Annotated in this window: 24 protein-coding genes; 11 read left to right on the top strand and 13 right to left on the bottom strand. The window is 73.3% G+C overall.

Annotation, left to right across the window (positions count from 1 at the left end; translation table 11 throughout):
- Positions 1-10 precede the first annotated feature (10 nt).
- Entirely contained in the window at positions 11-991 is a 981-nt protein-coding gene (locus ACIP5M_RS27885) for a DUF6114 domain-containing protein (protein ID WP_401201835.1), read from the bottom strand.
- Positions 982-1,596, bottom strand: coding sequence for a DUF6230 family protein (locus tag ACIP5M_RS27880; RefSeq protein WP_401201833.1), 615 nt, complete (start codon positions 1,594-1,596; stop codon positions 982-984). Before ACIP5M_RS27880 ends, ACIP5M_RS27885 begins: the two co-directional genes overlap by 10 nt.
- Before the next feature lie 88 nt (positions 1,597-1,684).
- Between ACIP5M_RS27880 and ACIP5M_RS27875 the strand changes: the two genes are divergently transcribed.
- The 4 genes from ACIP5M_RS27875 (at position 1,685) to ACIP5M_RS27860 (ending at position 8,768) form a co-directional block, all read left to right on the top strand.
- Positions 1,685-2,353: a TetR/AcrR family transcriptional regulator gene (locus ACIP5M_RS27875; protein WP_401201831.1), complete on the top strand. Its 669-nt coding sequence runs from the start codon at positions 1,685-1,687 to the stop codon at positions 2,351-2,353.
- A gap of 174 nt (positions 2,354-2,527) precedes the next feature.
- Entirely contained in the window at positions 2,528-3,700 is a 1,173-nt protein-coding gene (locus ACIP5M_RS27870; protein WP_401201829.1) for an acyl-CoA dehydrogenase family protein, read from the top strand.
- Between the two features lie 2,779 nt (positions 3,701-6,479).
- Positions 6,480-7,613, top strand: a complete 1,134-nt coding sequence (locus ACIP5M_RS27865) for a hypothetical protein (RefSeq protein ID WP_401201827.1) — start codon at positions 6,480-6,482, stop codon at positions 7,611-7,613.
- Positions 7,614-7,676: 63 nt separating this feature from the next.
- Positions 7,677-8,768, top strand: coding sequence for a phosphotransferase family protein (locus ACIP5M_RS27860; protein WP_401201826.1), 1,092 nt, complete (start codon positions 7,677-7,679; stop codon positions 8,766-8,768).
- Positions 8,769-8,800: 32 nt separating this feature from the next.
- Here ACIP5M_RS27860 and ACIP5M_RS27855 read toward each other — a convergent pair whose 3' ends face one another.
- Entirely contained in the window at positions 8,801-9,262 is a 462-nt protein-coding gene (locus tag ACIP5M_RS27855) for a hypothetical protein (RefSeq protein WP_401201824.1), read from the bottom strand.
- A gap of 217 nt (positions 9,263-9,479) precedes the next feature.
- Here ACIP5M_RS27855 and ACIP5M_RS27850 point away from each other — a divergent pair, with 217 nt between their 5' ends.
- From ACIP5M_RS27850 to fxsA, 4 genes are all read left to right on the top strand, one after another.
- Complete coding sequence (locus tag ACIP5M_RS27850) at positions 9,480-9,920, top strand: Lrp/AsnC family transcriptional regulator (RefSeq protein WP_179178588.1); 441 nt, start codon at positions 9,480-9,482, stop codon at positions 9,918-9,920.
- A 100-nt stretch (positions 9,921-10,020) separates the two neighbouring features.
- Positions 10,021-11,646: an amidohydrolase gene (locus tag ACIP5M_RS27845; RefSeq protein WP_401201823.1), complete on the top strand. Its 1,626-nt coding sequence runs from the start codon at positions 10,021-10,023 to the stop codon at positions 11,644-11,646.
- Positions 11,647-11,977: 331 nt separating this feature from the next.
- Positions 11,978-12,820, top strand: coding sequence for a polyprenol monophosphomannose synthase (locus ACIP5M_RS27840; RefSeq protein WP_401201821.1), 843 nt, complete (start codon positions 11,978-11,980; stop codon positions 12,818-12,820).
- Between the two features lie 272 nt (positions 12,821-13,092).
- Positions 13,093-13,686 (top strand): FxsA family membrane protein, encoded by a 594-nt coding sequence (gene fxsA, locus ACIP5M_RS27835; RefSeq protein ID WP_401201819.1) that lies wholly within the window; start codon positions 13,093-13,095, stop codon positions 13,684-13,686.
- 104 nt (positions 13,687-13,790) lie between these two features.
- Here the strand turns inward: fxsA and ACIP5M_RS27830 are convergent, their stop codons facing one another.
- From ACIP5M_RS27830 to ACIP5M_RS27820, 3 genes are all read right to left on the bottom strand, one after another.
- Positions 13,791-14,165: an RNA polymerase-binding protein RbpA gene (locus tag ACIP5M_RS27830; protein WP_007262928.1), complete on the bottom strand. Its 375-nt coding sequence runs from the start codon at positions 14,163-14,165 to the stop codon at positions 13,791-13,793.
- 311 nt (positions 14,166-14,476) lie between these two features.
- Positions 14,477-15,850 carry an MFS transporter gene (locus ACIP5M_RS27825; RefSeq protein ID WP_401201816.1) on the bottom strand — a complete coding sequence of 458 codons (1,374 nt, stop codon included), beginning with the start codon at positions 15,848-15,850 and terminating at the stop codon, positions 14,477-14,479.
- Between the two features lie 67 nt (positions 15,851-15,917).
- Positions 15,918-16,688, bottom strand: a complete 771-nt coding sequence (locus ACIP5M_RS27820) for a glycerophosphodiester phosphodiesterase family protein (protein ID WP_401201814.1) — start codon at positions 16,686-16,688, stop codon at positions 15,918-15,920.
- 261 nt (positions 16,689-16,949) lie between these two features.
- Here ACIP5M_RS27820 and ACIP5M_RS27815 point away from each other — a divergent pair, with 261 nt between their 5' ends.
- Positions 16,950-18,452 carry a PLP-dependent aminotransferase family protein gene (locus ACIP5M_RS27815; RefSeq protein ID WP_401201812.1) on the top strand — a complete coding sequence of 501 codons (1,503 nt, stop codon included), beginning with the start codon at positions 16,950-16,952 and terminating at the stop codon, positions 18,450-18,452.
- 21 nt (positions 18,453-18,473) lie between these two features.
- Here ACIP5M_RS27815 and ACIP5M_RS27810 read toward each other — a convergent pair whose 3' ends face one another.
- Both ACIP5M_RS27810 and ACIP5M_RS27805 read right to left on the bottom strand, forming a co-directional pair.
- Complete coding sequence (locus ACIP5M_RS27810; protein WP_401201810.1) at positions 18,474-20,114, bottom strand: hypothetical protein; 1,641 nt, start codon at positions 20,112-20,114, stop codon at positions 18,474-18,476.
- Positions 20,115-20,185: 71 nt separating this feature from the next.
- A complete protein-coding gene (locus tag ACIP5M_RS27805; RefSeq protein WP_401201808.1) occupies positions 20,186-20,380 on the bottom strand; it encodes a hypothetical protein in 195 nt (64 codons plus the stop codon).
- 302 nt (positions 20,381-20,682) lie between these two features.
- Here ACIP5M_RS27805 and ACIP5M_RS27800 point away from each other — a divergent pair, with 302 nt between their 5' ends.
- Positions 20,683-21,111, top strand: a complete 429-nt coding sequence (locus ACIP5M_RS27800) for an ankyrin repeat domain-containing protein (protein WP_401201807.1) — start codon at positions 20,683-20,685, stop codon at positions 21,109-21,111.
- A gap of 331 nt (positions 21,112-21,442) precedes the next feature.
- Entirely contained in the window at positions 21,443-22,840 is a 1,398-nt protein-coding gene (locus tag ACIP5M_RS27795; protein WP_401201805.1) for a HEAT repeat domain-containing protein, read from the top strand.
- A gap of 99 nt (positions 22,841-22,939) precedes the next feature.
- Here the strand turns inward: ACIP5M_RS27795 and ACIP5M_RS27790 are convergent, their stop codons facing one another.
- The 5 genes from ACIP5M_RS27790 to ACIP5M_RS27770 form a co-directional block, all read right to left on the bottom strand.
- Entirely contained in the window at positions 22,940-24,007 is a 1,068-nt protein-coding gene (locus ACIP5M_RS27790) for a hypothetical protein (RefSeq protein ID WP_401201803.1), read from the bottom strand.
- Positions 24,004-24,576, bottom strand: a complete 573-nt coding sequence (locus ACIP5M_RS27785) for an RNA polymerase sigma factor (RefSeq protein WP_401201801.1) — start codon at positions 24,574-24,576, stop codon at positions 24,004-24,006. The genes ACIP5M_RS27790 and ACIP5M_RS27785 overlap by 4 nt, the downstream gene beginning before the upstream one ends.
- 73 nt (positions 24,577-24,649) lie before the next feature.
- Positions 24,650-25,516, bottom strand: a complete 867-nt coding sequence (locus ACIP5M_RS27780; RefSeq protein ID WP_401201799.1) for a biotin-dependent carboxyltransferase family protein — start codon at positions 25,514-25,516, stop codon at positions 24,650-24,652.
- Entirely contained in the window at positions 25,513-26,130 is a 618-nt protein-coding gene (locus ACIP5M_RS27775; protein ID WP_401201798.1) for an allophanate hydrolase subunit 1, read from the bottom strand. Before ACIP5M_RS27775 ends, ACIP5M_RS27780 begins: the two co-directional genes overlap by 4 nt.
- Positions 26,127-26,921, bottom strand: a complete 795-nt coding sequence (locus ACIP5M_RS27770; protein WP_401201796.1) for a LamB/YcsF family protein — start codon at positions 26,919-26,921, stop codon at positions 26,127-26,129. The genes ACIP5M_RS27775 and ACIP5M_RS27770 overlap by 4 nt, the downstream gene beginning before the upstream one ends.
- Positions 26,922-26,999: the final 78 nt, after the last annotated feature.

The following is a 26,999-nucleotide window of genomic DNA, read 5'->3' as shown; positions in this document are numbered from 1 at the left end:
TGCACCGGGATCACGAGGCCTCCAGCCGCAGTCCGTCGGTGACGATCACGTCCGACGTGACGAGCGCCTGCTCGGCGCTGACCCGGGTCATGAAGACGAACGGCGGGATCACCGGGGGAGCGGGCAGCCCGTCCGGACTGAAGGTGACGCACAGCAGCCCCTCGATGCAGCCGCTGAACTTCGTGAGGTACAAGGTGACATCGCCCCGCAAGTCGAGGGAGGTGGCGGCGAGCCCGTACTCGTCGGTTCCGTCGCGCGTGCGCAGCCGGTAGTCGCGCAGCGAGGCCGCTCGCATCTTCAGCACCAGCACCTTGAGCGGCCCGTCCACCGTCGGCACGTGCGTCACGCCCGCGAAGGCGAAGCCCTGCGGAGCGAAGAGCGAGGTGGTGACGGTCGGGGGAGTCCGCGCGGCCATCACCGGCCCCGCCGCGGGCGCCGCCTTGGCCCCCACGGCGCCGGTCGCGCCCGCGGCGCCCGTCTCCGGGGCGCCCGTCGCCAGCGCCGCCAGCAGTAGCACCGGCAACGCGACGGCCAGCGTCCGCGGACCGCTGCCGTCCAGCCGCGGTACGTACGGGCCCTCCTCGCCCGCCCCCTCGTCGGGCAGGGGTGTCCAGCCGAAGGCCAGCGCGCTCCCCGCGATGCCGAGCAGCATCCCCACCAGGAACCCGCCCAGGTTGGTCGCCACGAACGAGAGCACCGACAGCAGCAGCGCGTGCAGGGAGACGTACGTCCGGGCCTGCGGCAGGAACCACAGGAACAGCCCCGCCAGGATCAGCGCGACGCCGATCCCGACGGCCGCGATCCCGCCCAGCCCCAGGCTGACCAGCACCGTCAGCGGCGAGAGCGGGACGAGCAGCAGCTCGGTCCCGCCCAGCACGAGCAGCAGCCCGCCCCAGAACGGCCGGGTCCGGCGCCAGGCGCGCAGCCGCCGCCGGGGCCCCGGAAGCGGGAGCCGCCTCTCCAGCCACCCCTCCGGGAGGCCTAGAAGCACTTCTTGCCGTCCAGGCTGACGTTGAGCTTCATGCCCCTGAGCCTGAAATTGCCGCCCGTCGCGGACCAGGCGTGGGACTTCACCCCCACCACCTCGATGTCCCCGGCCTGGAGGCCGAACTTCCCCGGCTCGCCCTTGACCCCGCCCACCTGGTCCAGGGTCGAGGCGTCCCGGCCGATCTGCGCCGTCCCGAAGGTGGCGTCGCCGTCGAGGTCCTCGCCGTCGATCACCAGATTGCTGGCCGTCACCTCCCCGGCCGGGCCGCCGGCCGTCAGCTTGAAGACCACCGTGCCGAGCGGGGTGCCCACTTCGGCGGCCTGGCAGATGTCGGAGAGCGTGGCCTCGCCGATGCCGAGCAGCGCCACGGGGTGCCCCTTGCCGTCGACGGAGCGGTCCGTCTGCACGTAGGAGGCCAGCCCCTTGCTGGTCAGCTTGGAGGAGGAGACCTGGAAAGCGGTCCCCGAGACGGCGAAGGAGGCGGCGAGCGCGCCCTGCGCCACGACCATGGCCATCGCCCCGACCGCGACGACCGCGGGCATCGCGACGACGGCCGTCTTCTTCCAGTTGACCCGGCCCTCGGCGGGCCGTCCCGTGCCCTTGCTCATGGTGGTGCCTCCCGTACGTCGTCAGGTGCGCAGGGGAAGTGCTGCCATACTTCAGGCAACGTGTGGCAGTTCGAGGCTAGGGCTGAATTTGAATAATAGTCAACAGCGGGGCACGACCGAGCGTTCGCAGGTCCGCAGGGCCGAACTCATAGCGACCGGGCGCAAGTTGTTCGCCGACACCTCGTACGACGCCCTCTCCATGGACGACATCGCCAAGCACGCGGGCGTCGCCAAGGGGCTGATCTACTACTACTTCAAGAGCAAGCGCGGCTACTACCTCGCCATCGTCGAGGACTCCGTGGCCGAGCTCGTCGCCCGCGCCGGCGGGGAGACCGACCTCCCCAACGCCGAACGGGTCCGCCGCACCATCGACGGCTACCTCCACTACGCCGAGCACCACCACGCCGCCTACCGCACCATCGTCACCGGCGGCGTCGGCTCCGACTCCGAGGTGCTCGCCATCCGCGACGCCGTCCGCGAGGAACTGGTCGCCACCATCGCCGAGGGCGCCTACGGCCGCCGCACCCTCCCGCCCGTCGCCCGGCTCGCCCTGGTCGGCTGGCTCTCCGCCGTCGAGGGGATCACCCTGGAATGGATCGGCGGGCTCGCCGCGGACCCCGCCGGACAGCCCGAGCGCGCCGACCTCGGGGCCCTGCTCGTCCGCCAGCTGCGCGCGACGCTCACGGTCATCGAGGAGTTCGTCCCGGAGTGCCCCGCTCCGCCCGCCCCCGGGGAGCCGGTGCGCAGCACGCAATGATCTTGCCCCGGTGACGGGAAGCCCCCGATCGTGCATACTCGACCCGCCGCAGCCGCTGAACAGCCCTTTCGCGATCCGGAAGGGCAACATCGGCTGTAAGAGCACCGAGACCCGGCGGCGCGTACCACACCTCACGCGTCGCCGCCGTGCCCGACGAGGGAGGAGAGCGCCGCCATGACAGACCGCGCCCCGCAGCCGGTGGACCGTCAGCTGCCCACCGAGGAGTCCCGGGACCTCCTCGCGCTCGTACGAGAGATCGCCCAGCGGGAGATCCGCCCCCGGGCCGCCGACGAAGAGGACTCCGGACGGTTCCCCCGAGAGATCTTCACCCTGCTCTCCGAGGCGGGCCTGCTCGGCCTCCCGTACGCCGGCGAGTTCGGCGGCGGCGAGCAGCCGTACGAGGTCTACCTCCAGGTCCTGGAGGAGCTCGCCGCGGCCCGCCTGACCGTCGGCCTCGGCGTCAGCGTGCACTCGCTGGCCTGCCACGGCCTCGCCGGCTACGGCACCAAGGAGCAGCAGGCCGCCCACCTGCCCGCCATGCTCGGCGGAGGCCTGCTCGGCGCCTACTGCCTCTCCGAGCCGGCCTCCGGCTCCGACGCCGCCTCGCTCACCACCAAGGCGGTGCGCGACGGCGACGACTGGATCATCACCGGGACCAAGGCCTGGATCACCCACGGAGGAGTCGCCGACTTCTACACCGTCCTCGCCCGCACCGGCGTCGAGGGCCCCAAGGGCATCACCGCCTTCCTCGTGCCCGGCGACGCGGAGGGCCTGACGGCCGCCGTCCCCGAGAAGAAGATGGGCATGAAGGGCTCGCCCACCGCCCAGCTCCACTTCGACGGCGTACGGGTGCCCGACGCGCGCCGCATCGGCGAGGAGGGGCAGGGCTTCACCATCGCCCTGGCCGCCCTGGACGCGGGGCGGCTCGGCATCGCCGCCTGCGCCATCGGCGTCGCCCAGGCCGCGCTGGACGAGGCGCTGACCTACGCCCTCGACCGCAGGCAGTTCGGACACCCGATCGCGGACTTCCAGGGCCTGCGCTTCATGCTGGCCGACATGGCCACCAAGATCGAGGCGGGCCGGGCGCTCTACCTCGCGGCGGCGCGCCTGCGGGACGCGGGCAAGCCCTTCTCCCGGCAGGCGGCGATGGCCAAGCTGTTCTGCACCGACGCGGCCATGGCCGTCACCACGGACGCGGTCCAGGTGCTCGGCGGCTACGGCTACACCGCGGACTTCCCGGTGGAGCGCCTGATGCGGGAGGCCAAGGTGCTCCAGATCGTCGAGGGCACCAACCAGATCCAGCGCATGGTCATCGCCCGCCACCTGGCGGGCCCCGAGACGCGCTAACCCGTACCGACGTACGCCAGCGTCCGCCCGGCGGGGTTCGGGCGGCAGCCGGGGCGGCGCGGGAGCGCGGCGCCCGGTGGCGGCACGCGGCGGCACGCGGACTACGAGCCGCAGCTCGGGGCCTGCCGCGCCGAGGGCGGCCTCCGGGATACGGCGGCGGGGCAGCCGGCACTCTGAGGGCTCAGCCCCCGAAGAGCGGCCCGTTCGGCCAGATGGGGGAGGAAGCGATCCGGGACCACTCCGGGTCGCGCCGCCCCGGCACGGTCCGGCCGTCCTCGGCCCAGCGCGCGATCAGCGCACTGTAGATGGGCGGGTCGGGAAACCGCTGACGACCCCCCTGCTGAACCGATTCTTCGTAACCGGTCGGCATCTGCCGCCGCCGGCGCCCCGCCCGTGGCGTGGAAGTCTCAACCGTGTTCATGCCGGAGCAACGCGACACCACACCCACGGGTAACCCCCCGACCGTCCCGGGGATCCGTTCGAGGGGTACCCGGGGGTGGGGGGCTGTGGCCGGGCGGGGCCTCCGCCCCCCTCTCACCCCCCTGCCGGTCGGCGGCTGCCCACCCGCCGCGGGCGGGGGGTGTGGTGGGGGCGGGTTGAGTGTCGGGCGGGGGCGGGGCGGCCGGCGTCCGGCAGGAGCGAGCCGATATGTGGGGCGGGGGCGTGGGGACGGAAACCTGCCAGGCGGGACAGGGAAGTGAAGCGGCACCCGATGGGCGGCACCCACTTACTCGGAAGCGGTGAGGGTTTGGGGGTTTCCCGTCAGTCCCATCGTCTCTCCGGTTCGGGCCGGTCCCTCAAGGGCGCTCCCTGCGGTCGCGTCGCTTCGCGATGGCCTGCGGCCACCCTTGACCGACCGACCCGAACCGGAAAGCCGAAAGACTGCCGGGAAGCCCCCAAAAGAACGATCACCGGTTCAGTGACATAACCAAGGGCCCGCCAGGGAGGTGCGAGCCCGCTCCCCAATCCGGCCAAGGCCCACCACGAGGGCTGAACGGCACAGTCCCCGGGCCAAGAGGCCCCGCCCGGGCCAGCAAGCAGGCACGTTCGGGGCCGGGGGCAGCCGAAGCACCACCAGACAGCGGCCAGACGGGCATCGGGGCAGGTCAGACGGGCGATACGCGTCAGATCGCTACGCGCTTCTCGCGGCTTGGCGTCCGGCGTCCGTCTGGGGCTGGACATAAGCCGCCCAAGATCGCTACAAGCGTCCCCGAGACCGCGACAGCGGGTAGTTTGTTCCTATTTGGCGGCCGATTGGGCGGCGTGAAGCGTCTAGACGGAGTGAGAGGCTGAGAAATCCGCTCTCACGCTCCGTCTGGCCCTTTTCCCCCGACGAAATGACCCTCAGACAGCCGACATGAGGCCCATGTGTGTCGTTGGCGGCTTTCGACCGGCCTCAGACGCCGGGGGTGGGCACTTCTGGCGCGGTGAGCGCACCCCTTACTACCTGCTGACGCCCCCAAAGGGGCTGACTTTCTGTCGTAGGCGTTGTTGTCGGCTGCCAATCGCCGCAGAGTGGGCCGCCCATGGGCATTTTTAGCGTCGGTGGGCGCGCCGCCTACTGTCTGCTGACGCTCCCAAGGGGTCCGACTTCTGTCGCAGGCGTTGTTGTCGGCTGCCAACCGGACGCAGACACCAGTCACGAGCATGGAGGACGTCGCGGGCGCCGCCCACTTCCCGCAGGCGCCCGCCGGCCCGGCTTCTTCTCCAGGTAGGCGCCTCCCGTGGCCCGCAGCCGCCCTTCCACCGTGCGCCTACTCGCCGTGGGCGGCTTATGAGCAGCCCAAGACGGCATGATCGCCGCCAGGTCACCTCAGCTGTGTAGCGATTTGTGGCGGCTTATTCCCAGCCCCAGACGGCCGCCGGACGCCGAGAAGTGAGGAGCGCGTAGCGATTTGATGCGCTGGTGGGTGCGGAGGGGCTTCTCGCCGCCGTTTGGTGCAGGTTGGGCCGCCCTCGGCCCGGAGTGTGCGGGAAACGGCCCGGGCGGAGGCTCTCTGCCCGGGGCTCGGCGCCGTCCAGCCCTCCCAGGTGGCCTTGGCCGGATTGGGGGAGCGGGGTCGTCGGCTCCCTGGCGGGCCCGCACATGGGCATGGACCCGTGGATCGTTCTTTTGGGGGCTTCCCGGCAGTCTTTCGGCTTTCCGGTTCGGGTCGGTCGGTCAAGGGTGGCCGCAGGCCATCGCGAAGCGACGCGACCGAAGGGAGCGCCCTTGAGGGACCGGCCCGAACCGGAGAGACGATGGGACTGACGGGAAACCCCCAAACCCTCACTGATTCCGGGTTATTGGGTGCCGACCATGGGGTGCCGCTTCGCCGTCTTGGTTCCACCCGGTCGGCTTCCGCCTCCCGGCGTTCCGTCCCGCATGTCGGCGGGGCCGAGTGGAATGCGGCCTGCCTTGGCTCCGCCTGTCGGTCGGCGACGCCTTCGGGTGGGCGCCGCTGCCCCCGGCCCCGTCCCGTTTGGCGACCGTCTCCCCGTGCTCCCCGCGCGCGGTGGGTGGGCAGCCGCCGCCCGGCGGCGGTGGTGAGAGGGGGGCGAAGGCCCCGCCCCAGCGCCCCCCACCAAGAACCCCCTAACCCTGGCCCCCGACCCCATTTCTGACGTACCGTCATATCCGCCTGAGCCGGCCGCCCCCGGCTCAGCCCGTGCCGTATCCGCGTCCGCGTCCGCGCGCGCGTCAGCGCCGCATCCGCGCCCGCGCCCGCGAACGCGCCGCGTACGCGCATGAGCTCCGCGCCCGTTCGTGTTCCGTGCCCCCGCGTCCAGGAGGTTCGCCATGCCCGCCGACCGGCCCATCGGCCTCGACGAGTACCCCATCCACCAGGCCCCCCTGTCGATGAAGCACCTCGTCAGCGGTGACCGCAACGCCTACGACCGCTGCATCTTCCACGTCTTCGACCACGCGGGCCGCGCCGTTCTCATCCTCGGGCTCGGGGTCTACCCCAACGCCGGGGTCATCGACGCCTACGCCACCCTGCGCATCGGCGACGAACTGCTCGCGGTCCGCGCCTCCGACGCTCTCTCCGACGACCGTATGAACCTCTCCGTCGGCCCCCTCTCCATCACCGTCGACGCCCCCCTGCGGCAGCTCTCCCTGCACTGCGCCGCCGATCCCGACGACCCGGACGGCCTCTCGTACGACGTCACCTGGACCGCCGAGTTCCCGGCGGTGTGGGAGCCCCACCACGTCCAGCGGCGCGGCGACCGGCTCATGCTGGAGGGCCGCCGGTTCGTACAGGCCGGCCACGTCACCGGCACCATCCGCGCCAAGGGAGAGGAGTTCACCCTCACGCCGGGGGAGTGGACCGGCACCCGCGACCGGAGTTGGGGAGTGCGCCCGATCCCCGGCGAGGACGGCGGCCGGGCCGCCGAGGAGTACCGGCCCGAAGGTTTCCACTGGCTCTGGATACCCGTCCGCTTCGCGGACCGGTTCCTCATGGTCATCGCCCAGGAGGACGCCGACGGCCACCGCACCCTGAACGAGGCCGTCCAGGTCTTCCCCGAGGGCAGCGGGCGCCACGACGTCCAGCTCGGCTGGCCGCACACCGAGATCCGTTACCGGCCCGGCACCCGGCACCCCGAGACCGCCGTCGTCCACCTCACCGACCCGGCCCGCAAACCCCTGGAACTGGGCGTGGAGATCCTGGGCTCCTCCCCCCTCGCCGTCGGCGCCGGGTACCCGCCCGCCGCCGACTGGCAGCACGGCACCTGGCAGGGGCGCGGCTGGAGCGACCGCCGCGTCTACGACCTCTCCGACCCCACCGCCCACCCCATGGCGGCCTTCGGGGTCACGGACCATTCGGCCCGCTTCACCCTCGACGGGCAGACCGGCTACGGCATCTTCGAGCACGGCAGCTTCGGACGGCACGACCCGAGCGGCTTCGCCGACTACTCCTCCGTCGCCCCTTAGGGGGTGTCCGGCCCAGGCCGCCACCCGGTCCCAGCACGAAGTTCCCGTAGGAAAGGGGTATCCATGGCCACCGCGCCACGTCCGCGCACCTCCACCCGCGAGCCCGAAGAGCTCGGGCGGCGCCTCGCAGCCTGGCTGGACGCCCGGCTCCCCGGCGCGAAGGTCACCAACGTGTCCGTCCCCGGGTCCAACGGCATGTCCAGCGAGACCCTGCTCTTCGACATAGAGCACCCCGACGCCCCGATCCGCGCCTGCGCGCTGCGGCTCGCCGCCGACCCGGCCGCCTACACCGTCTTCCCCGCGTACGACATGCCGCGCCAGCACCGCGTGATGAGCCTGGTCGCGCAGCACACGGACCTCCCCGTCCCGCGCGTGCAGTGGCTGGAGGAGGACCCGGAGCCGCTCGGCGCGCCCTTCTTCGTGATGGCGCGTGCGGAGGGCCGGGTGCCGCCCGATGTCATGCCCTACACCTACGAGGGCAACTGGCTGCACGCCGCCACCGACGCCGAGCGTGCCGCACTGCAGGAGGCGAGCGTCTCCCTGCTCGCCCGTCTGCACGACCAGTTCCCCGGGAAGGAGGCGGAGTTCCTGCTCCCCGAGGGCGAGGGCAGCCCCTTGCGCCGGCACGTCGACGCCCAACGGGCTTACTACGCATGGGTGGTTGACGGACTGGCCCCGTCCCCGCTCATCGAGCGGGCTTTCGACCGTCTGGAGGAGCTGTGGCCGGCGGACGAGGGCCAGGCGGTCCTCAACTGGGGTGACGCCCGCATCGGGAACGTCATTTACGACGGTTTCACGCCGGTGGCCGTGCTCGACTGGGAGATGGCCGCGTACGCCCCGCGCGAGGTGGACCTCGGCTGGACGGTCTACCTGCACCGGTTCTTCCAGGACCTCACCGTGAGCTTCGGCCAGCCCGGCCTGCCGGACTTCCTGCGCCGCGAGGACCTGGAGCGCCGGTACGCCGAACTCACCGGCCACACCCCGCGGGACATGGAGTTCCACACCCTGTACGCCGCCCTGCGGCACGGGATCGTGATGCTGCGCATCGCCTACCGGCAGGCGCACTTCGGGGAGGTCGAGGTCCCGGCGGACCCGGACAGCCTGATCCTGCACCATGCCAGCCTGGCTGCCATGGTGCAGGGAACGTACTGGTAACTGCGAGAACCGAGCCCGAGGCTGAAGCCTCGTCAGGCGGCCTGTGCGTGCTGCTGCTGCCGCGTCTGCGGCGGCACGGGGCTCATCATGCGGACGGGACGCGAGCCCGGACCGCCGACGTGCGAGAAGGGCTGCGTCCGCCAGTCCAGCCCCTGGGGCAGGCTGAGGTGCACCACGGGCTCCAGCTCCTGCGCCTCGGCGGGCCGGCCCATGCCGACGCTCGCCAGCGCATCGGTGGCGGGCCGCCCGGTGCCCGCGCACACCGTGAGCCCGAACGGGTTCCACGGGGTCAGGCAGAGCGCGTGCTGCGGCAGGTATTCCTCGTCGGCGACGAGCGCGATCGACTGGCCGCAGTCGGGGCAGATCGCGTGGTGGATCTCGAAGCCCTCGCCGTCGTCGAGGTATTCCCGGTCTCCCGGGTCATCGCCGTCCGCGGAATCGAGAGGTTCCAGGGGCTCCGGTTCGATGCGACCGGTGCGCTTGGTGTTCAGCATGGATGTACTCCCCCTTGGGTGGGCCGGGCGGGCAGGTTCTTCGGCCTCGGCCACACCAAGCACTTCCCGCCGCGCGGCACGAGTAACCACAACAGCCCTCTGTACGCCTCCATACCCCTGTGGCCTTGGTCACATGCCCGGCGCAGATGCCACCACTGGGTGGACAGCACTGGGCCTGGAGCGCCCTTGGGCCTTAGGTTGTGCGGCTATGAGCGCAATGGAGGAGCTGGACCGCCAGATCGTGGATCTGCTCGTGCGGGACGGGCGGATGAGCTACACGGATCTGGGCAAGGCCACGGGACTGTCCACATCGGCAGTCCATCAGCGAGTACGCCGGCTGGAACAGCGCGGTGTCATCCGCGGCTACGCGGCCGTGGTCGACCCCGAGGCGGTCGGCCTTCCGCTGACGGCCTTCATCTCGGTCAAGCCGTTCGACCCGAGCGCCCCGGACGACATCGCCGACCGGCTGGCCGGGGTCCCCGAGATCGAGGCCTGCCACAGCGTCGCGGGCGACGAGAACTACATCCTCAAGGTCCGCGTGGCCACCCCGCTGGAGCTGGAGGACCTCCTCGGCCGCCTCCGCGCCCTCGCACACGTCTCGACCCGCACGACGGTGGTCCTCTCCACCCCGTACGAGGCCCGCCCGCCCCGCATCTAGGGGGTGTCCTGGGGTGTCCCGGACCGTCCGGTACCGGGCCCACCCCGCCCGCGCCCACCCGCGTCCGGCCGGCGCCGGGCGAGGGGCGAGACTGTTACCCATGACTGACCGCACCGCCCACTCCGCCGACGCCGCCGGAGCATCCCGCACCGTCCTCCTCCGCGGCGGCGAGGTCCACAGCCCCGCCGACCCCTTCGCCACCGCGATGGTGGTCGAGCGCGGCCACATCGCCTGGGTCGGCTCCGAGGGTGCGGCCGACGCCTTCGCGCAGGGCGTGGACGAGGTCGTCGACCTCGACGGGGCGCTCGTCACGCCCGCCTTCACCGACGCCCACGTCCACACCACCTCCGCCGGCCTCGCCCTCACCGGGCTGGACCTGACCGGAGCCCGGTCCCTCGCCGCCGCGCTGGACCTCGTACGGGCCTACGCCGCGAGCCGTCCCGCCGACCGGGTGCTCCTGGGGCACGGCTGGGACGCCGCACGCTGGCCCGAGCGCCGCGCCCCGCGCCGCGCCGAGCTCGACGAAGCCGCCGGCGGCCGCCCGCTCTACCTCAGCCGCATCGACGTGCACTCGGCCGTGGTCACCACCGCCCTGCTCGCGCTGGTCCCCGGGGTGCGGCCCGACGGTGACGAGCCGCTGACCCGCGACGACCACCACGCCGTGCGCCGGGCCGCGCTGGCCGCCGTCACCCCCGCCCAGCGCGCCGAGGCCCAGCGGGCCGCCCTCGACCGGGCCGCCTCCCTCGGCATCGGCTCCGTCCACGAGTGCGGCGGGCCCGACATCTCCTCCGCCGAGGACTTCACGGCCCTGCTCGACCTGGCCGCCGAGCGCCCCGGACCGCGCGTCTTCGGCTACTGGGCCGACCGGGACATCGACCGGGCCAAGGCCCTGGGGGCCGTGGGGGCCGCCGGTGACCTCTTCGTCGACGGCGCCCTCGGCTCGCACACCGCCTGCCTGCACGCCCCGTACGCGGACGCCTCCCACACCGGCACCGGCTACCTCGACGCCCGGGCCGTCGCCGAACACGTGGCCGCCTGTACCGAGGCGGGCCTGCAGGCCGGCTTCCACGCCATCGGGGACGCCGCGATCGCCGCGGTCGTGGAGGGGGTCCGTGAGGCCGCCGAGAAGGTCGGCCTGGCGCGCGTGCGCGCGGCCCGGCACCGGGTCGAGCACGCCGAGATGATGACCCCGGCCACCATCGCCGCCTTCGCGGAGCTGGGCCTCACCGCCTCCGTGCAGCCCGCCTTCGACGCGGCCTGGGGCGGCGAGGACGGCATGTACGCCGACCGGCTCGGCGCGGAGCGCGCCCGCACCCTCAACCCCTACGCGGCCATGCTCAAGGCCGGTGTCCCGCTGGCCTTCGGCTCCGACGCGCCCGTCACCCCGCTCGACCCGTGGGGCACCGTCCGCGCGGCCGCCTTCCACCGCACGCCCGAGCACCGCATCTCCGTACGGGCCGCCTTCACAGCCCACACCCGGGGCGGCTGGCGGGCCCTGGGCCGCGACGACGCGGGGGTCCTGGTCCCCGGCGCCCCGGCCGACTACGCGCTCTGGCAGACCGCCGAACTGGTGGTCCAGGCCCCCGACGACCGGGTCGCGCGCTGGTCGACGGACCCCCGCTCGGGAACCCCCGGCCTGCCCGATCTCACCCCGGGCGCAGAGCTGCCCGTGTGCCTCGCGACGGTCGTCGGCGGGCGGGAGGTATTCGTACGCCCACAGGGGTGATCCGGCGGGCCTCGGTTCGGTGCGGGCGCCCGGACCCGGATAGGTTCGGCCGGGTCCACCACAGGACGTCCGTGCCGGACGGATCCGTCTGCTCAGCGCGCCCGCGCCTCGGGGGCGAGGGAAGGTTTCGCCGGTGGGGGCGCCCCCCGGCGGCAAGCCGGGGGAGGGTGGCCCCGCGTCGGGGCCCGGCGGTCCAGTAGACAACGGTCGTGGCGGCCCGCAGCCAGCGGGAGTCCGATCGGCCCGAAGGACCGCGGGCCCCGGCCACTGTTCTAGAGTCGTTCTCTGCGACCAGACGTACAGGACGTGCAAAAGCACAAAAGGGGACTCAGTGAGCGACGGCGGACAGCGGACCTACGGACCGCTCGGAACGGCCCTGGTGATCATTCCGACCTACAACGAGGCGGAGAACATCGGGCTGATCGTCGGCCGCGTCCGCGCGGCGGTGCCCGAGGCCCACGTCCTCATCGCGGACGACAACAGCCCCGACGGCACCGGCAAGCTCGCCGACGAGCTGGCGGCGGGCGACGAGCACGTGCACGTCCTGCACCGCAAGGGCAAGGAGGGGCTCGGCGCCGCCTACCTGGCCGGCTTCGTGTGGGCCCTGGACGCCGGCTACGGCGTCATCGTCGAGATGGACGCCGACGGCTCCCACCAGCCGGAGGAACTGCCCCGGCTGCTCACCGCGCTGGCCGGCGCCGACCTGGTGCTGGGCTCCCGCTGGGTGCCGGGGGGCCGGGTGGTCAACTGGCCCAAGAGCCGCGAGATCCTCTCGCGCGGCGGTTCGACGTACTCCCGGCTGATGCTGGACGTCCCGATCCGGGACGTGACCGGCGGCTACCGGGCCTTCCGTCGCGAGACGCTGGAGGGCCTGGGCCTGGACGAGGTGGCCTCCGCGGGCTACTGCTTCCAGGTCGACCTGGCCCGCCGGGCGGTGCAGAAGGGCTTCCGTGTGGTGGAGGTGCCCATCACCTTCGTCGAGCGCGAGTTCGGCGACAGCAAGATGAGCAAGGACATCGTGGTGGAGGCCCTGTGGCGGGTCACCCAGTGGGGGCTCAAGGCCCAGGCCGCCAAGCTGCTTCCCGGCAAGGGCGAGGCCAAGGGCCGCCCCGGGGCCGCCGGCAAGGACGGCGGCGAGAACGACGGTGACGGCGACGCAGACCGCAAGGCCTGACCGCCGCGGCACGGTCCGAGTGCCGGACACCCCCTAGGGCCTGTCGTCAAACTCCCGTCTGCCCCGTGGCGTCTGGCACGCGCTCTCGCCGCACCGGGCGGAATCCCGGGTACGTCCAGTACGAGGGCTTCCCCCCGGCACGCCGAGAGCACGCACCAGACGCCACGGGGCCGCCCTTCGGGCGACGACGGGATTTTGACGACAGGCCCTAAGGGGCGCCCGGTACCTCCGGCTGAAGCCGCTTTTACACCGGTCCAGGCACACTGGTGGGCATGACGACCGGCGTTCCCCCTTCCACGGCTCCCCGACGGCGCTCGCCCGCGCGTACGTTCCTCCCCCTGGCGGTCGCCGCCTGGCTGATCCTGGAGATCTGGCTCCTCGGCCTGGTCGCCGGTGCGGCCGGCGGCATCACCGTGGCCGCGCTGCTCGCGGGCGGGCTGGTCCTGGGCGTGGTGGTCATCAAGCGGGCCGGGCGACGGGCCTTCAAGAACCTGACCGACACCTTCCAGCAGGGCCGGGAGAACGTCCCGCCGACCGCGCAGCAGTCCGGCCAGGGCGGCCAGGGCCAGGGCAACGGGCTCACCATGCTGGCGGGCCTGCTCCTGATCATGCCGGGGCTGATCTCCGATGTGGTGGGGTTGCTGGGCCTGCTGCCCCCGGTCCGGGCCTGGGCCGGCCGCCGTGCGAGCCGCTCGCTGGAGCGCAGGATGGCCTCGGCTTCTGCCGGCTCCTTCGGCGATGCCTTCCAGCAGGCCCGGATCCGCTACCCCGACGGCAAGGTCGTCCAGGGCGAGGTCATCCGCGAGGACCGGCCGCAGGGCGGCCCGCAGGGGCCGGGCGCGCCGTACCGCCCGCTGGCCCCCTAGGGACTCCGCGGGGGCCGCACCCTGCCGGACCCGCCGGATACAAGCCGAGGGGCCCCGCCACATGATGTGGCGGGGCCCCTCGGCTTGTATCTGCCGTCCGGCTGTCAGGCGGACTTGCGGCTGTCCCGCGGATGCACGGCAATGTTCATGGCGCCGGAACGAAGGACCGCCAGCCTCTCGGCCAGCACTTCCTCCAGCTCCTCGCGGGTGCGCCGCTCCATGAGCATGTCCCAGTGCGTTCGCGCAGGCTTGCCCTTCTTCTCTTCGGGCCCGTCCCCGTCCACCAGGAGTGCCATGGCGCCGCACGCCTTGCACTCCCACTCCGGCGGAATTTCTGCCTCAACCGAGAACGGCATCTCAAATCGATGTCCGTTCTGGCATGCGTACTCCACCGCCTGGCGCGGGGCCAGATCGATGCCGCGGTCCGTCTCGTAGCTGGTAACCACGAGGCGCGTACCGCGGAGAGCTCGCTCACTCATGAATCGTGCCTCCCGGGCTTGTCGCCCACAGGACAGGTGTCGCTGTCGTCGTCATCCGGTCAACGTCCGGTCGGCGGTATAGATTCCCGCTCCGGGTCGTGCGTCGCCCGTCGTGCCGCCCCTTGTTGTACCCACCAATGCCCGTTTTGTCACATCTGGCAGCAGATGTCACCCAACGTCTACACTTCTTATGCGCGCAGTAACGGTCCGCCTGGCAGGCCAAAGGCGTACACTACCGGCCCTTTGCTTCAACGTCTAAATTCGTTCGGAATTCGGTCGCAGATCCGGGCCGGTGCGCTCGGGATCCGCTCTCAGATCCGCTCGGGTACAGGATTGCCTGCCGCCTCCACCGCGCGCCGCACCGGCACTCGCGCCAGCAGCACGAAACCCAGTGCGAAGAAGACCACCAGCGAGATGATCGCGTCCCGGTAGCTGCCCGTGAGCTGGTACGTCAGGCCGAACACCAGCGGTCCCACCCAGCTCAGGCCGCGGTCGCTCATCTCGTAGGCGGAGAAGTACTCGGCTTCCTTGCCCGCCGGCACCAGGTGCGAGAACAGCGAGCGCGACAGCGCCTGGCTGCCGCCCAGCACCAGCCCGATCATCGCGGCGAGTGCGAAGAACCACACCGGCGTGCGGGCCGGCAGGAAGTATCCGGCCGCCAGCGTCAGCGCCCAGGCGGCCAGTGAGCCCAGGATCGTCCGCTTCGCGCCGTAGGTGCGGGCCAGCCGGCCCATGCCCAGCGCTCCCGCCACCGCGAGCACCTGCACCAGCAGGACGGCCCCGATGAGCGTGGACTGCTCGAGCTCCAGCTCCTCCGAGCCGTAGACGGAGGCCTGGGAGATCACCGTCTGCACGCCGTCGTTGTAGATCAGGTACGCCAGCAGGAACGACAGGGTCAGCGGGTAGCGCCGCATGTCCTTGAGCGTGGCGACGAGCTGCTTCCAGCCGCTGACGGCCGGACCCGCTCCGGCCTCGCGGACCACGGCCCGGTCCCGCAGCCGGCGCAGCGGGATCAGCGCGAAGGCCCCCCACCACAGGCCCGCCGAGGCGAGGCAGATCCGTACGGCCGCGCCCTCGGAGAGGCCGAAGGAGTCGTGGCCCATGTAGAGCACCAGGTTCACCACGAGCATCAGGGAGCCCGCGGTGTAGCCGAAGGCCCAGCCCCGCGAGGACACGGTGTCGCGCTCGTCCGGGGTGGAGATCTGCGGCAGGTAGGCGTTGTAGAGCACCATCGAGACGGACAGCGCGGCGTTCGCCACGACCAGCAGCAGCCCGCCCAGGAGGTAGCGCTCACCGCCCAGGAAGAACATCCCGGCCGTGGCCGCGGCACCGGTGTACGCCGCCGCCGCGAGCATCGGCTTCTTGCGCCCGGTCCGGTCCGCGACCGCGCCCACGAGCGGCATGAGCAGCACGGCCAGGATCACCGAGGCCGAGACGGAGTACGCGAAGAAGGACCCGGCCCGCACGGGAACGCCCAGCGGGTGCACGAAGCCCTCGGCGTCGGCGGCAGCCTTGGCGACGGAGGTGAGGTAGGGGCCGAGGAACACGGTGAGCACGCTCGCCGAGTACACCGAGACGGCGAAGTCGTAGAAGTACCAGCCCCGCTGCTCCCGCTTGCGGGCGGCCGCCGCGGCTCTGCCGTCCTCGGCCCCCGGTTCCGCTTCGTCCGTCGTCTGCGCACTCATCGGTGCCCCCTCGCTCGTCCCCGTACCGCACGGGCCGCCGCAGCCGCGCGGCGGCCGGTCGGGCATGTCAGGCCCAGGCGCCGCGACGGTCCAGCACCGTGCGCAAGATGTCGATCCGGTCGGTCATGATGCCATCGACACCCAGGTCGAGGAGAGCCTCCATGCGTTCCGGTTCGTTCACGGTCCACACGTGCACCTGCAGGCCCCGCTCGTGCGCGGTGCGCACGAAGCGCCGGTCGACCACGCGGATGCCCGCCTGGGTCTCGGGAACCTGGGCCGCCACCGCGCCCACGCGCAGCGCCGCGGGGATCGCGTACGAGCGCAGCCGCAGGCCCAGCACCCCGCGCACCCCGTACGAGGTCGCCAGGCGGGGCCCGGCGATCTTGTGGGCCCGTGCCACCCGGCTCTCGGAGAAGGAGCCCACGCAGACGCGGTCCCAGACCCCGGCCCGGGCGATCAGGTTGACCAGGGGGTGGAGCGCCGACTCGGACTTGATGTCGACGTTCCAGCGGGCTTCCGGGAACTCCTCCAGCAGCTCCTCGAAGAGGGCGAGGGGCTCGGTGCCGCCCACCCGGGCCTCGCGGATCCGCTTCCAGGGCAGCTCGGCGATCCGGCCCTGCGCATCGGTGACCCGGTCGAGGGTGGAGTCGTGGAAGGCGACGAGCTTCCCGTCGGCCGAGGCGTGCACATCGGTCTCGAAGTACCGGTAGCCGGCCTCGGCGGCCCGGCGGAAGGCGGCGGCGGTGTTCTCCAGTCCGTCCGCGGCGCCTCCCCGGTGTGCGAAGGGGATCGGAGCCGGGTGGTCCAGGTACGGATGGCGAAGGCGTACGTGCGTCACGGCGGCAGTATCCCTCGCTCCGCGGTGCGGTGGCGGTCCGGAAGGTGAACGGCGGGGTGGGGACACTGCCCGATCGGGCGTCCCGGGTGCTCCGTGCGCAGTCGTGCGCTGCCGTGCCGTGGGACGCGGACGGCCTCCGGGGCCCGCACCCCCTGGTGCGAGTGGACTGGCCCGTGACAGTCTGTGTCCCCAGACATGAATCCAATCCCGGCCTTCGGCACCCTCCGCCGAGGCCAATTCGAGGAAAGTGGACCGGACGCCATGGCCGAATGGACCTCAGCGGTCGGTGCCGCACAACTGGCCCGCCTCATCACCTCCCAGCAGGGCCGCGCCGCCGCCCCCGGCTCCCGCAAGCTGCCCGCGTATCGCACCCTCGCCGACGGGATCCGCCTGCTCGTCCTCGAAGGCCGGGTCCCCGTCGCCGCCCGGCTCCCCGCCGAGCGGGAGCTGGCCGTCGCCCTCTCGCTCAGCCGCACCACCGTCGCCGCCGCCTACGAGGCCCTGCGCGGCGAGGGCTTCCTGGAGTCCCGCCGGGGCGCGGGCAGCTGGACCTCCGTCCCCGCCGGGAACCCGCTCCCGGCGCGCGGCCTGGAACCGCTGCCCCCGGAATCCCTCGGCTCCATGATCGACCTCGGCTGCGCCGCCCTGCCCGCGCCCGAGCCCTGGCTCACCAAGGCGGTCCAGGGCGCCCTGGAGGAACTGCCCCCGTACGCGCACACCCACGGGGACTACCCGGCCGGCCTGCCCGCCCTGCGCCGGATGCTCGCCGACCGCTACACCGAGCAGGGCATCCCCACGATGCCCGAACAGATCATGGTCACCACCGGCGCGATGGGCGCCATCGACGCCATCTGCAGCCTCTTCGCCGGGCGCGGTGAGCGGATCGCCGTCGAATCCCCCTCCTACGCCAACATCCTCCAGCTCATGCGCGCCGCGGGCGCCCGCCTCGTACCCGTGGCCATGGCCGACGGTCTCGCGGGCTGGGACATGGACGTCTGGCGGCAGGTCCTGCGCGACTCCGCCCCGCGCCTCGCCTACGTCGTCGCCGACTTCCACAACCCCACCGGAGCGCTGGCCTCCGATGAGCAGCGCCGCGCGATGGTCGAGGCCGCCCGATCCGCGGGCACCGTCCTCGTCGCCGACGAGACCATGCTGGAGCTCCGGCTGGAACCGGAGCTGGAGATGCCCCGCCCGGTCTGCTCCTTCGACCCGGCCGGCAGCACGGTGATCACCGTGGGTTCCGCCAGCAAGGCCTTCTGGGCGGGCATGCGGATCGGCTGGGTCCGCGCGGCGCCCGACGTCATCCGCAGCCTGGTCGCCGCCCGCGCCTACGCCGACCTGGGCACCCCGGTGCTGGAACAGCTCGCGGTGAACTGGCTGATGCGGACCGGGGGCTGGCAGGAGGCCGTCGCCATCCGCCGCGATCAGGCCCGGGAGAACCGCGACGCGCTGGTCGCGGCGGTGCGCCGGCAGCTGCCGGACTGGGAGTTCGAGGTCCCGCAGGGCGGCCTCACCCTGTGGGCCCGTGCGGGCGGGCTCTCCGGCTCCCGGCTGGCCGAGGTGGGCGAGCGGGTCGGCGTACGGGTCCCGTCGGGGCCCCGCTTCGGCGTGGACGGGGCCTTCGAGGGCTACGTCCGGCTCCCCTTCACGGTGGGCGGCCCGGTGGCCGAGGAAGCCGCCGCCCGCCTCGCCTCGGCGGCCGCCCTGGTGGGCACGGGCGCCGCGGGCGGTACGTCGGAACCCCCGCGCACCTTCGTGGCGTAAACCCGGCCCGGCCCGGCCGGGCTACGGCGTCTCCGCCCGGACCTCCGGGATCTCCGAGGCGTCGATGGCCGGGCCCTGGGCCTGAGCGGGCGGTACCACCGGTTTGGTCAGCGTCACGTGATCGCCGCCCGGCAGCCCGGCCCCGGCGCCCGGCCCGAGCCGCTCCGGCAACAGTTCGAGCACCGCCTGCCTGAACCCCGGAGACGCGGCGTCGTCGTACGGGTCGGGGGTGGCCGGCACCTGGAGCCGGTGCACCGGACCCGTGCCGAGCCGCGCGTAGCCCCGCCCCGGCGGCACCAGCGCCGTCGGTGTGGTGTGCGGCGGCAGTCCCAGGACATCGGCGATCTGCTGGATCGCGGCGGGGCCGAGGACGACCCGGGCCCGGGTGTGCTGCCAGACGGTGTCGTTGAGCAGTTCGAGGTGGTCGAACTGCTCGGCCACCACCACCGTGACGTGCGCGGTCCGCCCGTGCCGCAGCGGCACCTGGAGATGGGCGAGCGGATCGGGTCCGCCTTCGGCGACCGCGAGGTGCGCCAGCACGGTCGGCTGGTCCAGCAGGATCCACAGCGGCCGCCGGGTGTCCTCGGGGGCGGGCCGGCCGGTCTCGCGGGCCCGATGGGTGGCGATGAGGCGCCGCTCGGTCTCCAGTGCGGCCCATTCCAGGGTGGCCGACGCGCCACCGGGCCCGCATTCGACGGCGAGGACCCCGCTGCGGCCGGTCAGGCAGGAGTACTCGCCGCTGCCGCCGCCCTCGACGATCAGTACGTCGCCCCCGTGCCGCAGGGCCTGGAGGGCGATGGAGCGCAACAGGGTGGAGGTGCCGCTGCCGGGCTGGCCGACGGCCAGCAGGTGGGGCTCGGTGGAGCGGGGCCCGGTGCGCCAGATCACCGGCGGCACGTCCCGGGGCTGGTCGCCCTCCAGGACGGGCAGGGTGCGCTGCACGCTGCCGGCGTCGGTGAAGCCGAGGACGGTCTCCCCCGGTGAGGTGACGAAAGGCTGGGCGGCGATGCCCGTCGGCAGCGCCGCCAGCACGCTCAGGTCGAGCTGGTTGCCCTCCTCGTCCCAGTCGAAGAGATACTCCCGTCCGCGCCCGGACTTGGCGTGCAGCAGTGCCTCGATCCGGGCCCGTGAGGCGGCCTCCCCATCGGTGAAGTAGGCCGGGTAGCGGATGTGGAGCCGGGTGATGCGGCCCGCCTCGTCGAACTCGTAGCCGCTGAAGGCCTTGTCCCAGTCCCCGCCGTGGGCGAAGAGGGGGTTGGGGTCCTCCGGGATGGAGAAGTACGGCACGAGGGCTTCGTAGAGGGAGCCGAGCCGTTCGGTCTCGGCATCGCTGGGCCCGGTCTTCACCGGGGTGCGGTCGCGTCCCTGCCAGGCCGCCGCCGCCATGAGGGTGATCAGGGCGAGGAGCGGGCCGTAGGGGACGAGCGCGACCACGAGGACGCTGGCGGCTCCCAGGAGCAGCGCGGGACCACGCTTGTCCTTGGGGGTTTCGGACCATTTGCGCCGCCCGGCCGAGGCCAGGATGCGCAGGCCGCGTCCGATGGTGAGGAGCGGATGGAGGACGTCCGTGGCGCTGTCGGCGGCCGTGCGAGCGAAGTCGCGGCCCCGTGCCAGCGACGCGGTGCCGCTGTTGAGGATGCGGGGGAGTGGGCGCCAGGCCACGGGCGTCTCCTGGAGTTGTGGATGCTTCGGGTCCTTCGGGTGGGGCTGGTGCGGTTGCTGCGTCGGCCGGGCTAGAGCTTGATCCCGCCGAGCAGGCTCGCGAGGCTCGCGGTACTCGCCGTGATGCTCGGGGCGATGGCGGAGCCGGCGAGGAAGAAGCCGAAGAGCGAGGACGCGAAGGCGTGCGTCAGCTTCATCCCGTCCTTCTTGAAGAACAGGAAGCAGATGATGCCGAGTAGGACGACACCTGAGATCGACAGGACCATGAGTGGTTCTCCTGGTGGGTGGGGACAGTCACCATCAGTTCTTCCAGGCTCACAGGAAGTATCAATGCGACAAAAGGTGCATACGGGTGAATCCAGGGGTTTTTCACTTGACCGGCCCACCCCGGCTGGCGCGTCAGGCGCAAAGGGGGCCAGGGGTGATCATTGCCGCGGCCCGACCCCGACATGTGCAGGTCCGGGCGCTACTCTGGCGATTCACCCGTACGGACGCAGTGCCGTGCACCCCCCTGCCCGCGCGGCCTGGGGAACTCCACGCGAGCAGCGAGTGAAAGGCGGTACGAACCATGAGTGAGCACATCGACGGAAGCTCCGGCTCCGGTTCCCCGGACGTCCCCGACGAGGACGTCATCGAACTGGCCACCAAGATCTTCGACCTCGCCCGCCGGGGCGAGACCGAGATGCTCAAGGCGTACCTCGACGCCGGGGTCCCGGCGAACCTCACCAACGACCGCGGCGACACGCTGGTCATGCTGGCCGCCTACCACGGCCACGCCGCCACCGTCTCGGCCCTGCTGGCCCGCGGCGCCGAGGCCGACCGGGCCAACGACCGCGGCCAGACCCCGCTGGCCGGCGCCGTCTTCAAGGGCGAGGAGGCCGTCATCCGCGCCCTGCTGGACGGCGGGGCCGACCCGAACGCCGGAACCCCCTCCGCCGTGGACACGGCGCGCATGTTCGCCAAGGCCGACCTGCTGGAACTTTTCGGAGCCAAGTAGTCCGTTTTCACCTGTGATCTGGCCGTCCGCGGCCGGTTCCCGACCTCACAGGTTGGTCACGGCGGCCGTAAATGTGGTCGCGGTGCACAAACCGGCTGGGTCATCATGGCGTCGGATTCGATTCGCGAGCACGGCGGACGGGCAGGAGCGGGCAGGACACGACGGGTGTCCGGCCCGGCCCGGCCGCCCGGCTCACGGAGCACCGACGAGAGTGAGAAGGCAATGGTCTACATCGAGCGGAACATGACGGCGGACGTCCTCACATGCTGTTACGCGGCCCTGTGAATCCCGATTCCCGGTTGCGTCCCCAGCTTGATTTGAGGCCATTCCCATGTTCGAACCAGTCATAGCGCCGAGCGGCACCCTGCTCGGGCTGCTCCAGCGCGGCCGCGGCGACGGCACGCTGCACGCCCTCGCGGCGCCCAGGGCGGAGGCCCTCCAGGCCCTCAACCAGTGCGTGCTCCGCGATCCGCGCCAGGACTGGCAGGTCGAGAACCGCTCCCTGTACTACGCCCGGCTGTACCTGGACCTCGACGGCCCCCTCGGCGAGATCGAGGCCCACCTCTTCAGCCCGGACGACCTCGTCGACGACGAGGACCACCGCACGGGCCTCGCCCTGTCCGTCCTGGGGCACCTCGCCTCGTACGGCCGCGACGACGCCCTCATGCTGCTGCGCCGGTACGCCGCCTCCGGCGCGAACTGGGCCTGGGCCCTCGACGAGCTCGCCCTGCGCGACGACGACGAGGGGCTGCGCTCCCTGGGCGCGTCCGTCATCGCCCGCTTCCCCGCCACGGCGGAGGGCGAGGCGCGGCTGGCCGCCGCCGTACGCGACGCCTACGAGCCGCGGCCCTGGTGCCTGTGGGAGGAGTCGCCCGAGTACGGGGAGCGCCTGCGCGCCGCCCGGCAGCAGGGCTCCTTCGACCGCTGGCAGCGCCAGCTCACGCCGAGCGGTCCCCGGCCGGGCTGGGGCGTCCAGGCCGTCTTCGACTGGGCGGCCGACGGCCTGCGCCGCGGCACACCGCTGCACGTGCCCGCCGCCCGCTGCCTCGCCGCCGTGGCCGCGCCGGAGGACCGCCCCGCGATCCTCGCGGCCGCGGCCGGCGCCTGCGGTGACGCGGCCCGCGCCACCGCCCTGCACCACCTGGTCCTCGCCGAACCGGACAACCCGGCCGTCCTGGACCTCATCGAAGCCGCCGCCGACGAGCCCGCCGTGGCCGCCTACGAGCGCATGTGCGGCCCCGAGGCCGTCGAGCGGGCCCGCCGCTGGGTCCACCGCCCCGACGCCCTGGGCGCGGCCGCCGCCGCCACCCTCGCCTCCCGGGGCGGAGCCGAGGACGCGAGCCTGGTCCTCGGAGCCCTGCGCTCCACCGTCCGCGGCGAGGGCCCGGACACCCGCCGGCTGTACACCCTGGTGGACGGAGCGGGCCGCCTCGCGATCGGCTGCGCCGCCCCGGTGCTGCGCCACATCTACCGCGAGACGGCCTCCTCCCACCTGCGCGGCCGCGCGGCCCGCGCCCTGGCCGCCACCGACCCCTCCTTCGCGGCGGGCTTCGCCGTCGAATGCCTGTGGGACTGCGAGGAGACCACCCGCGAGGTGGCCGCCCTCCACGCGGAGACCGCAGACGTACGGGTCGCCCCCCGCCTGCGCCGCCTGGCCGCCGACCCGGCCGAGGAGGAGGACGTCCAGTCCGCCGTCCGCAGCCGCATCGCACCGGAATCGGCCGTGTAGGGCGGCGTCCTACCGCGCCACGCCTCGACCCGGCTCCCTCGCGGGAGCCGGGTCGAGTGGTTCGCGGCCACGGCCGGCGCCTTCCGGGAGGCACGGGGATCAGCCCGTGCCCTCCCGTTCGTGCAGCTCCTGGAGAGCCTTGTCCATCGCGGCCTTCCGCTTGGCCTCCTCCTCGGGGCTCACCGCCGAGTAGTCGATCTGGCAGGGCGTGACCTTCGAGGTCTCCTGCACGCCGGCCCCGACACCGTCTTCCGACGGCCTGAGCGGCTTCGTGAACACGAGGGTGTACCCCGGGGGGACCGTCTTCGCGTTGATCTTCAGCGTGGACGAGCTGCTCCTCGGGCCCGTCAGTTCGGCCTCGGGGTCGGCCTGCGGACCCCGGTACCCGCCGCCCAGGTGGGGACACTCCGACTGCGGCTTCTTCTCCGTCACCGCGACGCTCACCCCCTGTGCCTGGAGCCTTCGCACCAGGTCGGGCAGCTCATCGGCCGTCTTGGGCCTGGGGACCTCGATGGTGGGACCCGCATCCTTGGGGGCGGACCCCGAATTCAGCAGTTCCTCCAGCCCCTCGGTGTAGTCGATCGAGCAGGAGGGCACCTTGGAGGTCTCGATGACGCCGAACCCGATCCCCTGCTCACCGAGCGGGTAGTAGTCGGCCCAGCGGAACGTCAGCGTGTAGCCCGGCGGAACCGTCTTCGCGTTGACCTTGAAAACGAAGCCGTCGTCGCCGCGCTGCATGATTTCGGCCTCCTGGTCCGCCTGCGGAGCACGGTAGCCGCCGCCCAGCTCCTTGCACTGGGACGGCGGGCGCGACGGGACCAGGACGACCTGCACGCCCAGCTCCTTCAGCCGGGCGGCGAGCGCCGGGATCTGCCGGGGCTCCGGCATCCTGAACCTGAGGGAGCCGTCCGGATCCTTCCTGATCTCGGGCGCGCCCGCGGTCGAAGGGCTGGGCGAGCCCGTGGGCCCCACAGCGGGCAGGGAGCCGTTTCGGGCGCTGCCCGGCAAGGCCATCACGGCGATGACGGCGGCCGTGGCGACGCCCACCGCGAGGGGGATGCCGTAGCGGCGGCGGGCGGGCGCCGGCGCGGAGTGGGCCTCCGGGAGGCGGGCCAGGAGGGCGGCCTTGAGCCGGTCCTCGAAGGCGTGCGGCCTGGTGCTGCTCATCGGGCTACCTCCAACTGGCCTTCGGGGACGGAGCCGGCCGAGCGCAGCGCGCGCCGGGCCCGGTGCAGGCGGACGCGGATCGTGGCCTGCGTGACGCCGAGGGCCTGGGCGGCTTCGGCCGGGGTGAGCTGGTCGAGCACGACCAGGTCCAGGGCGGCGCGCAGCGGCTCGGAGAGGGCGGCGTGGCGGTCCGCCAGGGCCCGGAAGGCGCGTTGGGCGTCGATGCGTTCCTCCAGGGCGGCCACGTCCTCGTCGTCGAGGAGGCGGCGGCCGCTGAGGCGGGCCAGCGCGCCGCTCTCGCGGGCCAGTCCCCGGGCGTGGCCCGACAGGACGTTGCGGGCTATGCCGAACACCCAGGCGATCGGCGCTCCCCTGTGGGGCCGGTAACCGGAGGCGGAGCCCATCGCGGCGAGGAAGACGTCCGCCGTCAGGTCCGCCGCCAGGTGCGGGTCGGCGACCCGGCGGGTGACGAAGCCGAGTACGGCGTCGATGTGTTCCTCGTAGAACGCCCCGAACCCCTCGGGCGTGGTGAGATCCGGTGGTCCGGTCTCGTGTCGTGGGCTGCGCACCCGGTTCCTCCCCTGCACAGGGGACCCGGTCGGCCCCCTCACCCCGTACTTGGCCGATGGCGTCCGAAACGTTTCATCGCGCCCGAACGAACCGCACCGGCGCCCCCGGCCGGGCCTGGGCCGCCGCGTTCAGGGCCGGGCCCGGGGGGACCACGCCCACCACCGGGTAGCCGCCCGTCACCGGGTGGTCGGCGAGGAACACCACCGGGAGGCCGTCCGGCGGGACCTGGACCGCGCCCAGCACCATGCCCTCGCTCGGCAGCTCGCCCGCCCGGGCGCGGACCAGTGGGGTGCCCCCCTCCGTGCGCAGGCCGATGCGGTTGGACATCGCCGAGACCCGGAACCGCGCACGCCACAGCCCGGCGAGCGAAGCCGGCGTGAACCAGTCCGCCCGCGGCCCCGGCCGAAGCGGGAGCAGCAGTTCCGAAGGCGCCCCGGGCAGACCCCAGGCGTCGGCCGGCGGGACCGGGTCCGGCCCGGCCGCACCCACCGGCAGCAGGGTCCCGGCCGACAGCACCGGCGGGCCCAGGCCCGACAGCAGGTCCGTCGAGCGACTGCCCAGGACCGGCGGGACGGCGAGGCCTCCCCGCACGGCGACGTAGCTGCGCAGACCCGACTCCGCCGGGCCCACCTCCAGCTCCGCACCGGCCGGAAGCCGGACAGCGGCTCCCCAGGCCACCGGGCGGCCGGACACCCGTACGGAACAGGGCGCGCCGGTGACCGCCACGGTGCTCGGGGCCAGGGACCGCAGCCCCACCCCGTCCAGGGTCGTCTCCAGCGCCGCCGCGTCCGGGGCGTTGCCCAGCAGCCGGTTGGCCAGCGCGTACGCCGCCGAGTCGAGGGCCCCCGAGCGGGGGACCCCGAGGTGCGCGTACCCGGGGCGGCCGGGGTCCTGGACCGTGGTCAGCGCCCCCGGGCGGACCACGAGCAGCCCCGTCACCGGCCCGCCTCCGTGAACCGCACCCGTGTCCCCGGCGCGAACAGCGCCGCCGGTTCCCGCTCCGGGTCCCAGAGCACGGCGTCCGTGGACCCGATCAGCTGCCAGCCGCCGGGGGAGGAGCGCGGGTAGACCCCCGCGTACTCGCCCGCCAGGGCCAGCGAGCCCGCCGGGACGGCCGGACGGGGCGTGTCCCGCCGCGGGAGACGGAAGCGCTCCGGCAGCCCCGTCAGGTAGCCGAAGCCGGGGGCGAACCCGCAGAACGCGACGCGGAACTCGGTGCCGCCGACGACGGCCGGGACCCCTTCGGGGGCCACGCCCCACAGCCGGGCCACCTCGGCGAGGTCCGGGCCGTCGTAGCGCACCGGGACGGTCACCAGGGGCCCCTGCGTCCGTGCGAGCGGCGGCACCTCCCACCGGGCGATCCGGGCGCCGAGCGCGGCGGGCTCCCGTACGCCGTCGAGCAGCACGGTCCGGGCCGCGGGCACCAGGTCCCGTACGGCGCCCAGCTCGCCCGCGTCCCGGCGGCGCAGCAGTTCGGCGTGGAGCGCGGCCACCTCGTCGGCCGAGTCCAGCTCGATCAGCAGCGCCTCGCCGCCCACCACCAGGGGCCTCACGCGAAGGCCTCCACCCACACCCCGGTGGCGTCCAGCGCCTCCCGCACCCGGCGGGCGAGTTCCGCGGCGCCCGGGGTGTCCCCGTGCAGGCACAGCGAGCGCGCGGCCACCGCCACCCGGGAGCCGTCGGCGGCCGCCACCTCGCCGCGCGCGGCCATCCCGACCGCCCGCGCGACCACGGCGCCCGGGTCGTGCACCACCGCGCCCGGCTCGCCGCGCGGCACCAGCGTCCCGGCCGGCGTGTAGGCGCGGTCGGCGAAGGCCTCCGCCACGGCGGCCAGCCCGGCCTCCTCGGCGGCGGCGAGCAGCAGCGACCCGGGCAGGCCCAGCACCGGCAGGCCTCCCGTGGCGCCGGCCCCGGCCGCCAGCCGGACGCCCGCGACGACGGCGGCGGCCTGATCGGCGTCGTGCACCGTGCGGTTGTACAGCGCGCCGTGCGGTTTCACGTAGGACACCCGGGAGCCGGCCGCGCGCGCGAAGACCTCCAGCGCCCCGATCTGGTAGGCCACCTCGTCCGCCAGCTCACCCGCCGGCACGTCCATCGAGCGCCGCCCGAAGCCGGCCAGGTCCCGGTAGGAGACCTGCGCGCCGATCCGTACGCCGCGCTCCGCCGCCAGCTCGCAGACCCGGCGCATGATGGACGGGTCCCCGGCGTGGAAGCCGCAGGCGACGTTGGCGCTCGTGACCACCGACAGCAGCGCCTCGTCGTCGGTGAGGGTCCAGCGCCCGAAGCCCTCGCCGAGGTCCGCGTTGAGGTCGATCACCGGGGTGGGTGCGATCATGGAGTCCATGCGGCGAGAGTAGAGCAGGCCGACCGGCCACCGGCGGCGCCGGGAGGGCGGCGCGGACAGGCGGCGAGGACGCGGCGC

This window comes from Streptomyces sp. NPDC088762, from assembly GCF_044750905.1.
Lineage (GTDB): Bacteria > Actinomycetota > Actinomycetes > Streptomycetales > Streptomycetaceae > Streptomyces.
Note: the sequence above shows the minus strand (reverse complement) of the source record. Positions and strands in the feature narration are given on the sequence as shown.

Bases quoted from the DNA above. Each gene is read 5' to 3' on its own strand.
- ACIP5M_RS27880 (WP_401201833.1), bottom strand. From the start codon at position 1,596: ATGAGCAAGGGCACGGGACGGCCCGCCGAGGGCCGGGTCAACTGGAAG.
- ACIP5M_RS27870 (WP_401201829.1), top strand. From the start codon at position 2,528: ATGACAGACCGCGCCCCGCAGCCGGTGGACCGTCAGCTGCCCACCGAG.
- ACIP5M_RS27865 (WP_401201827.1), top strand. From the start codon at position 6,480: ATGCCCGCCGACCGGCCCATCGGCCTCGACGAGTACCCCATCCACCAG.
- ACIP5M_RS27860 (WP_401201826.1), top strand. From the start codon at position 7,677: ATGGCCACCGCGCCACGTCCGCGCACCTCCACCCGCGAGCCCGAAGAG.
- ACIP5M_RS27855 (WP_401201824.1), bottom strand. From the start codon at position 9,262: ATGCTGAACACCAAGCGCACCGGTCGCATCGAACCGGAGCCCCTGGAA.
- ACIP5M_RS27850 (WP_179178588.1), top strand. From the start codon at position 9,480: ATGGAGGAGCTGGACCGCCAGATCGTGGATCTGCTCGTGCGGGACGGG.
- ACIP5M_RS27845 (WP_401201823.1), top strand. From the start codon at position 10,021: ATGACTGACCGCACCGCCCACTCCGCCGACGCCGCCGGAGCATCCCGC.
- fxsA (WP_401201819.1), top strand. From the start codon at position 13,093: ATGACGACCGGCGTTCCCCCTTCCACGGCTCCCCGACGGCGCTCGCCC.
- ACIP5M_RS27830 (WP_007262928.1), bottom strand. From the start codon at position 14,165: ATGAGTGAGCGAGCTCTCCGCGGTACGCGCCTCGTGGTTACCAGCTAC.
- ACIP5M_RS27825 (WP_401201816.1), bottom strand. From the start codon at position 15,850: ATGAGTGCGCAGACGACGGACGAAGCGGAACCGGGGGCCGAGGACGGC.
- ACIP5M_RS27815 (WP_401201812.1), top strand. From the start codon at position 16,950: ATGGCCGAATGGACCTCAGCGGTCGGTGCCGCACAACTGGCCCGCCTC.
- ACIP5M_RS27805 (WP_401201808.1), bottom strand. From the start codon at position 20,380: ATGGTCCTGTCGATCTCAGGTGTCGTCCTACTCGGCATCATCTGCTTC.
- ACIP5M_RS27800 (WP_401201807.1), top strand. From the start codon at position 20,683: ATGAGTGAGCACATCGACGGAAGCTCCGGCTCCGGTTCCCCGGACGTC.
- ACIP5M_RS27795 (WP_401201805.1), top strand. From the start codon at position 21,443: ATGTTCGAACCAGTCATAGCGCCGAGCGGCACCCTGCTCGGGCTGCTC.
- ACIP5M_RS27790 (WP_401201803.1), bottom strand. From the start codon at position 24,007: ATGAGCAGCACCAGGCCGCACGCCTTCGAGGACCGGCTCAAGGCCGCC.
- ACIP5M_RS27770 (WP_401201796.1), bottom strand. From the start codon at position 26,921: ATGGACTCCATGATCGCACCCACCCCGGTGATCGACCTCAACGCGGAC.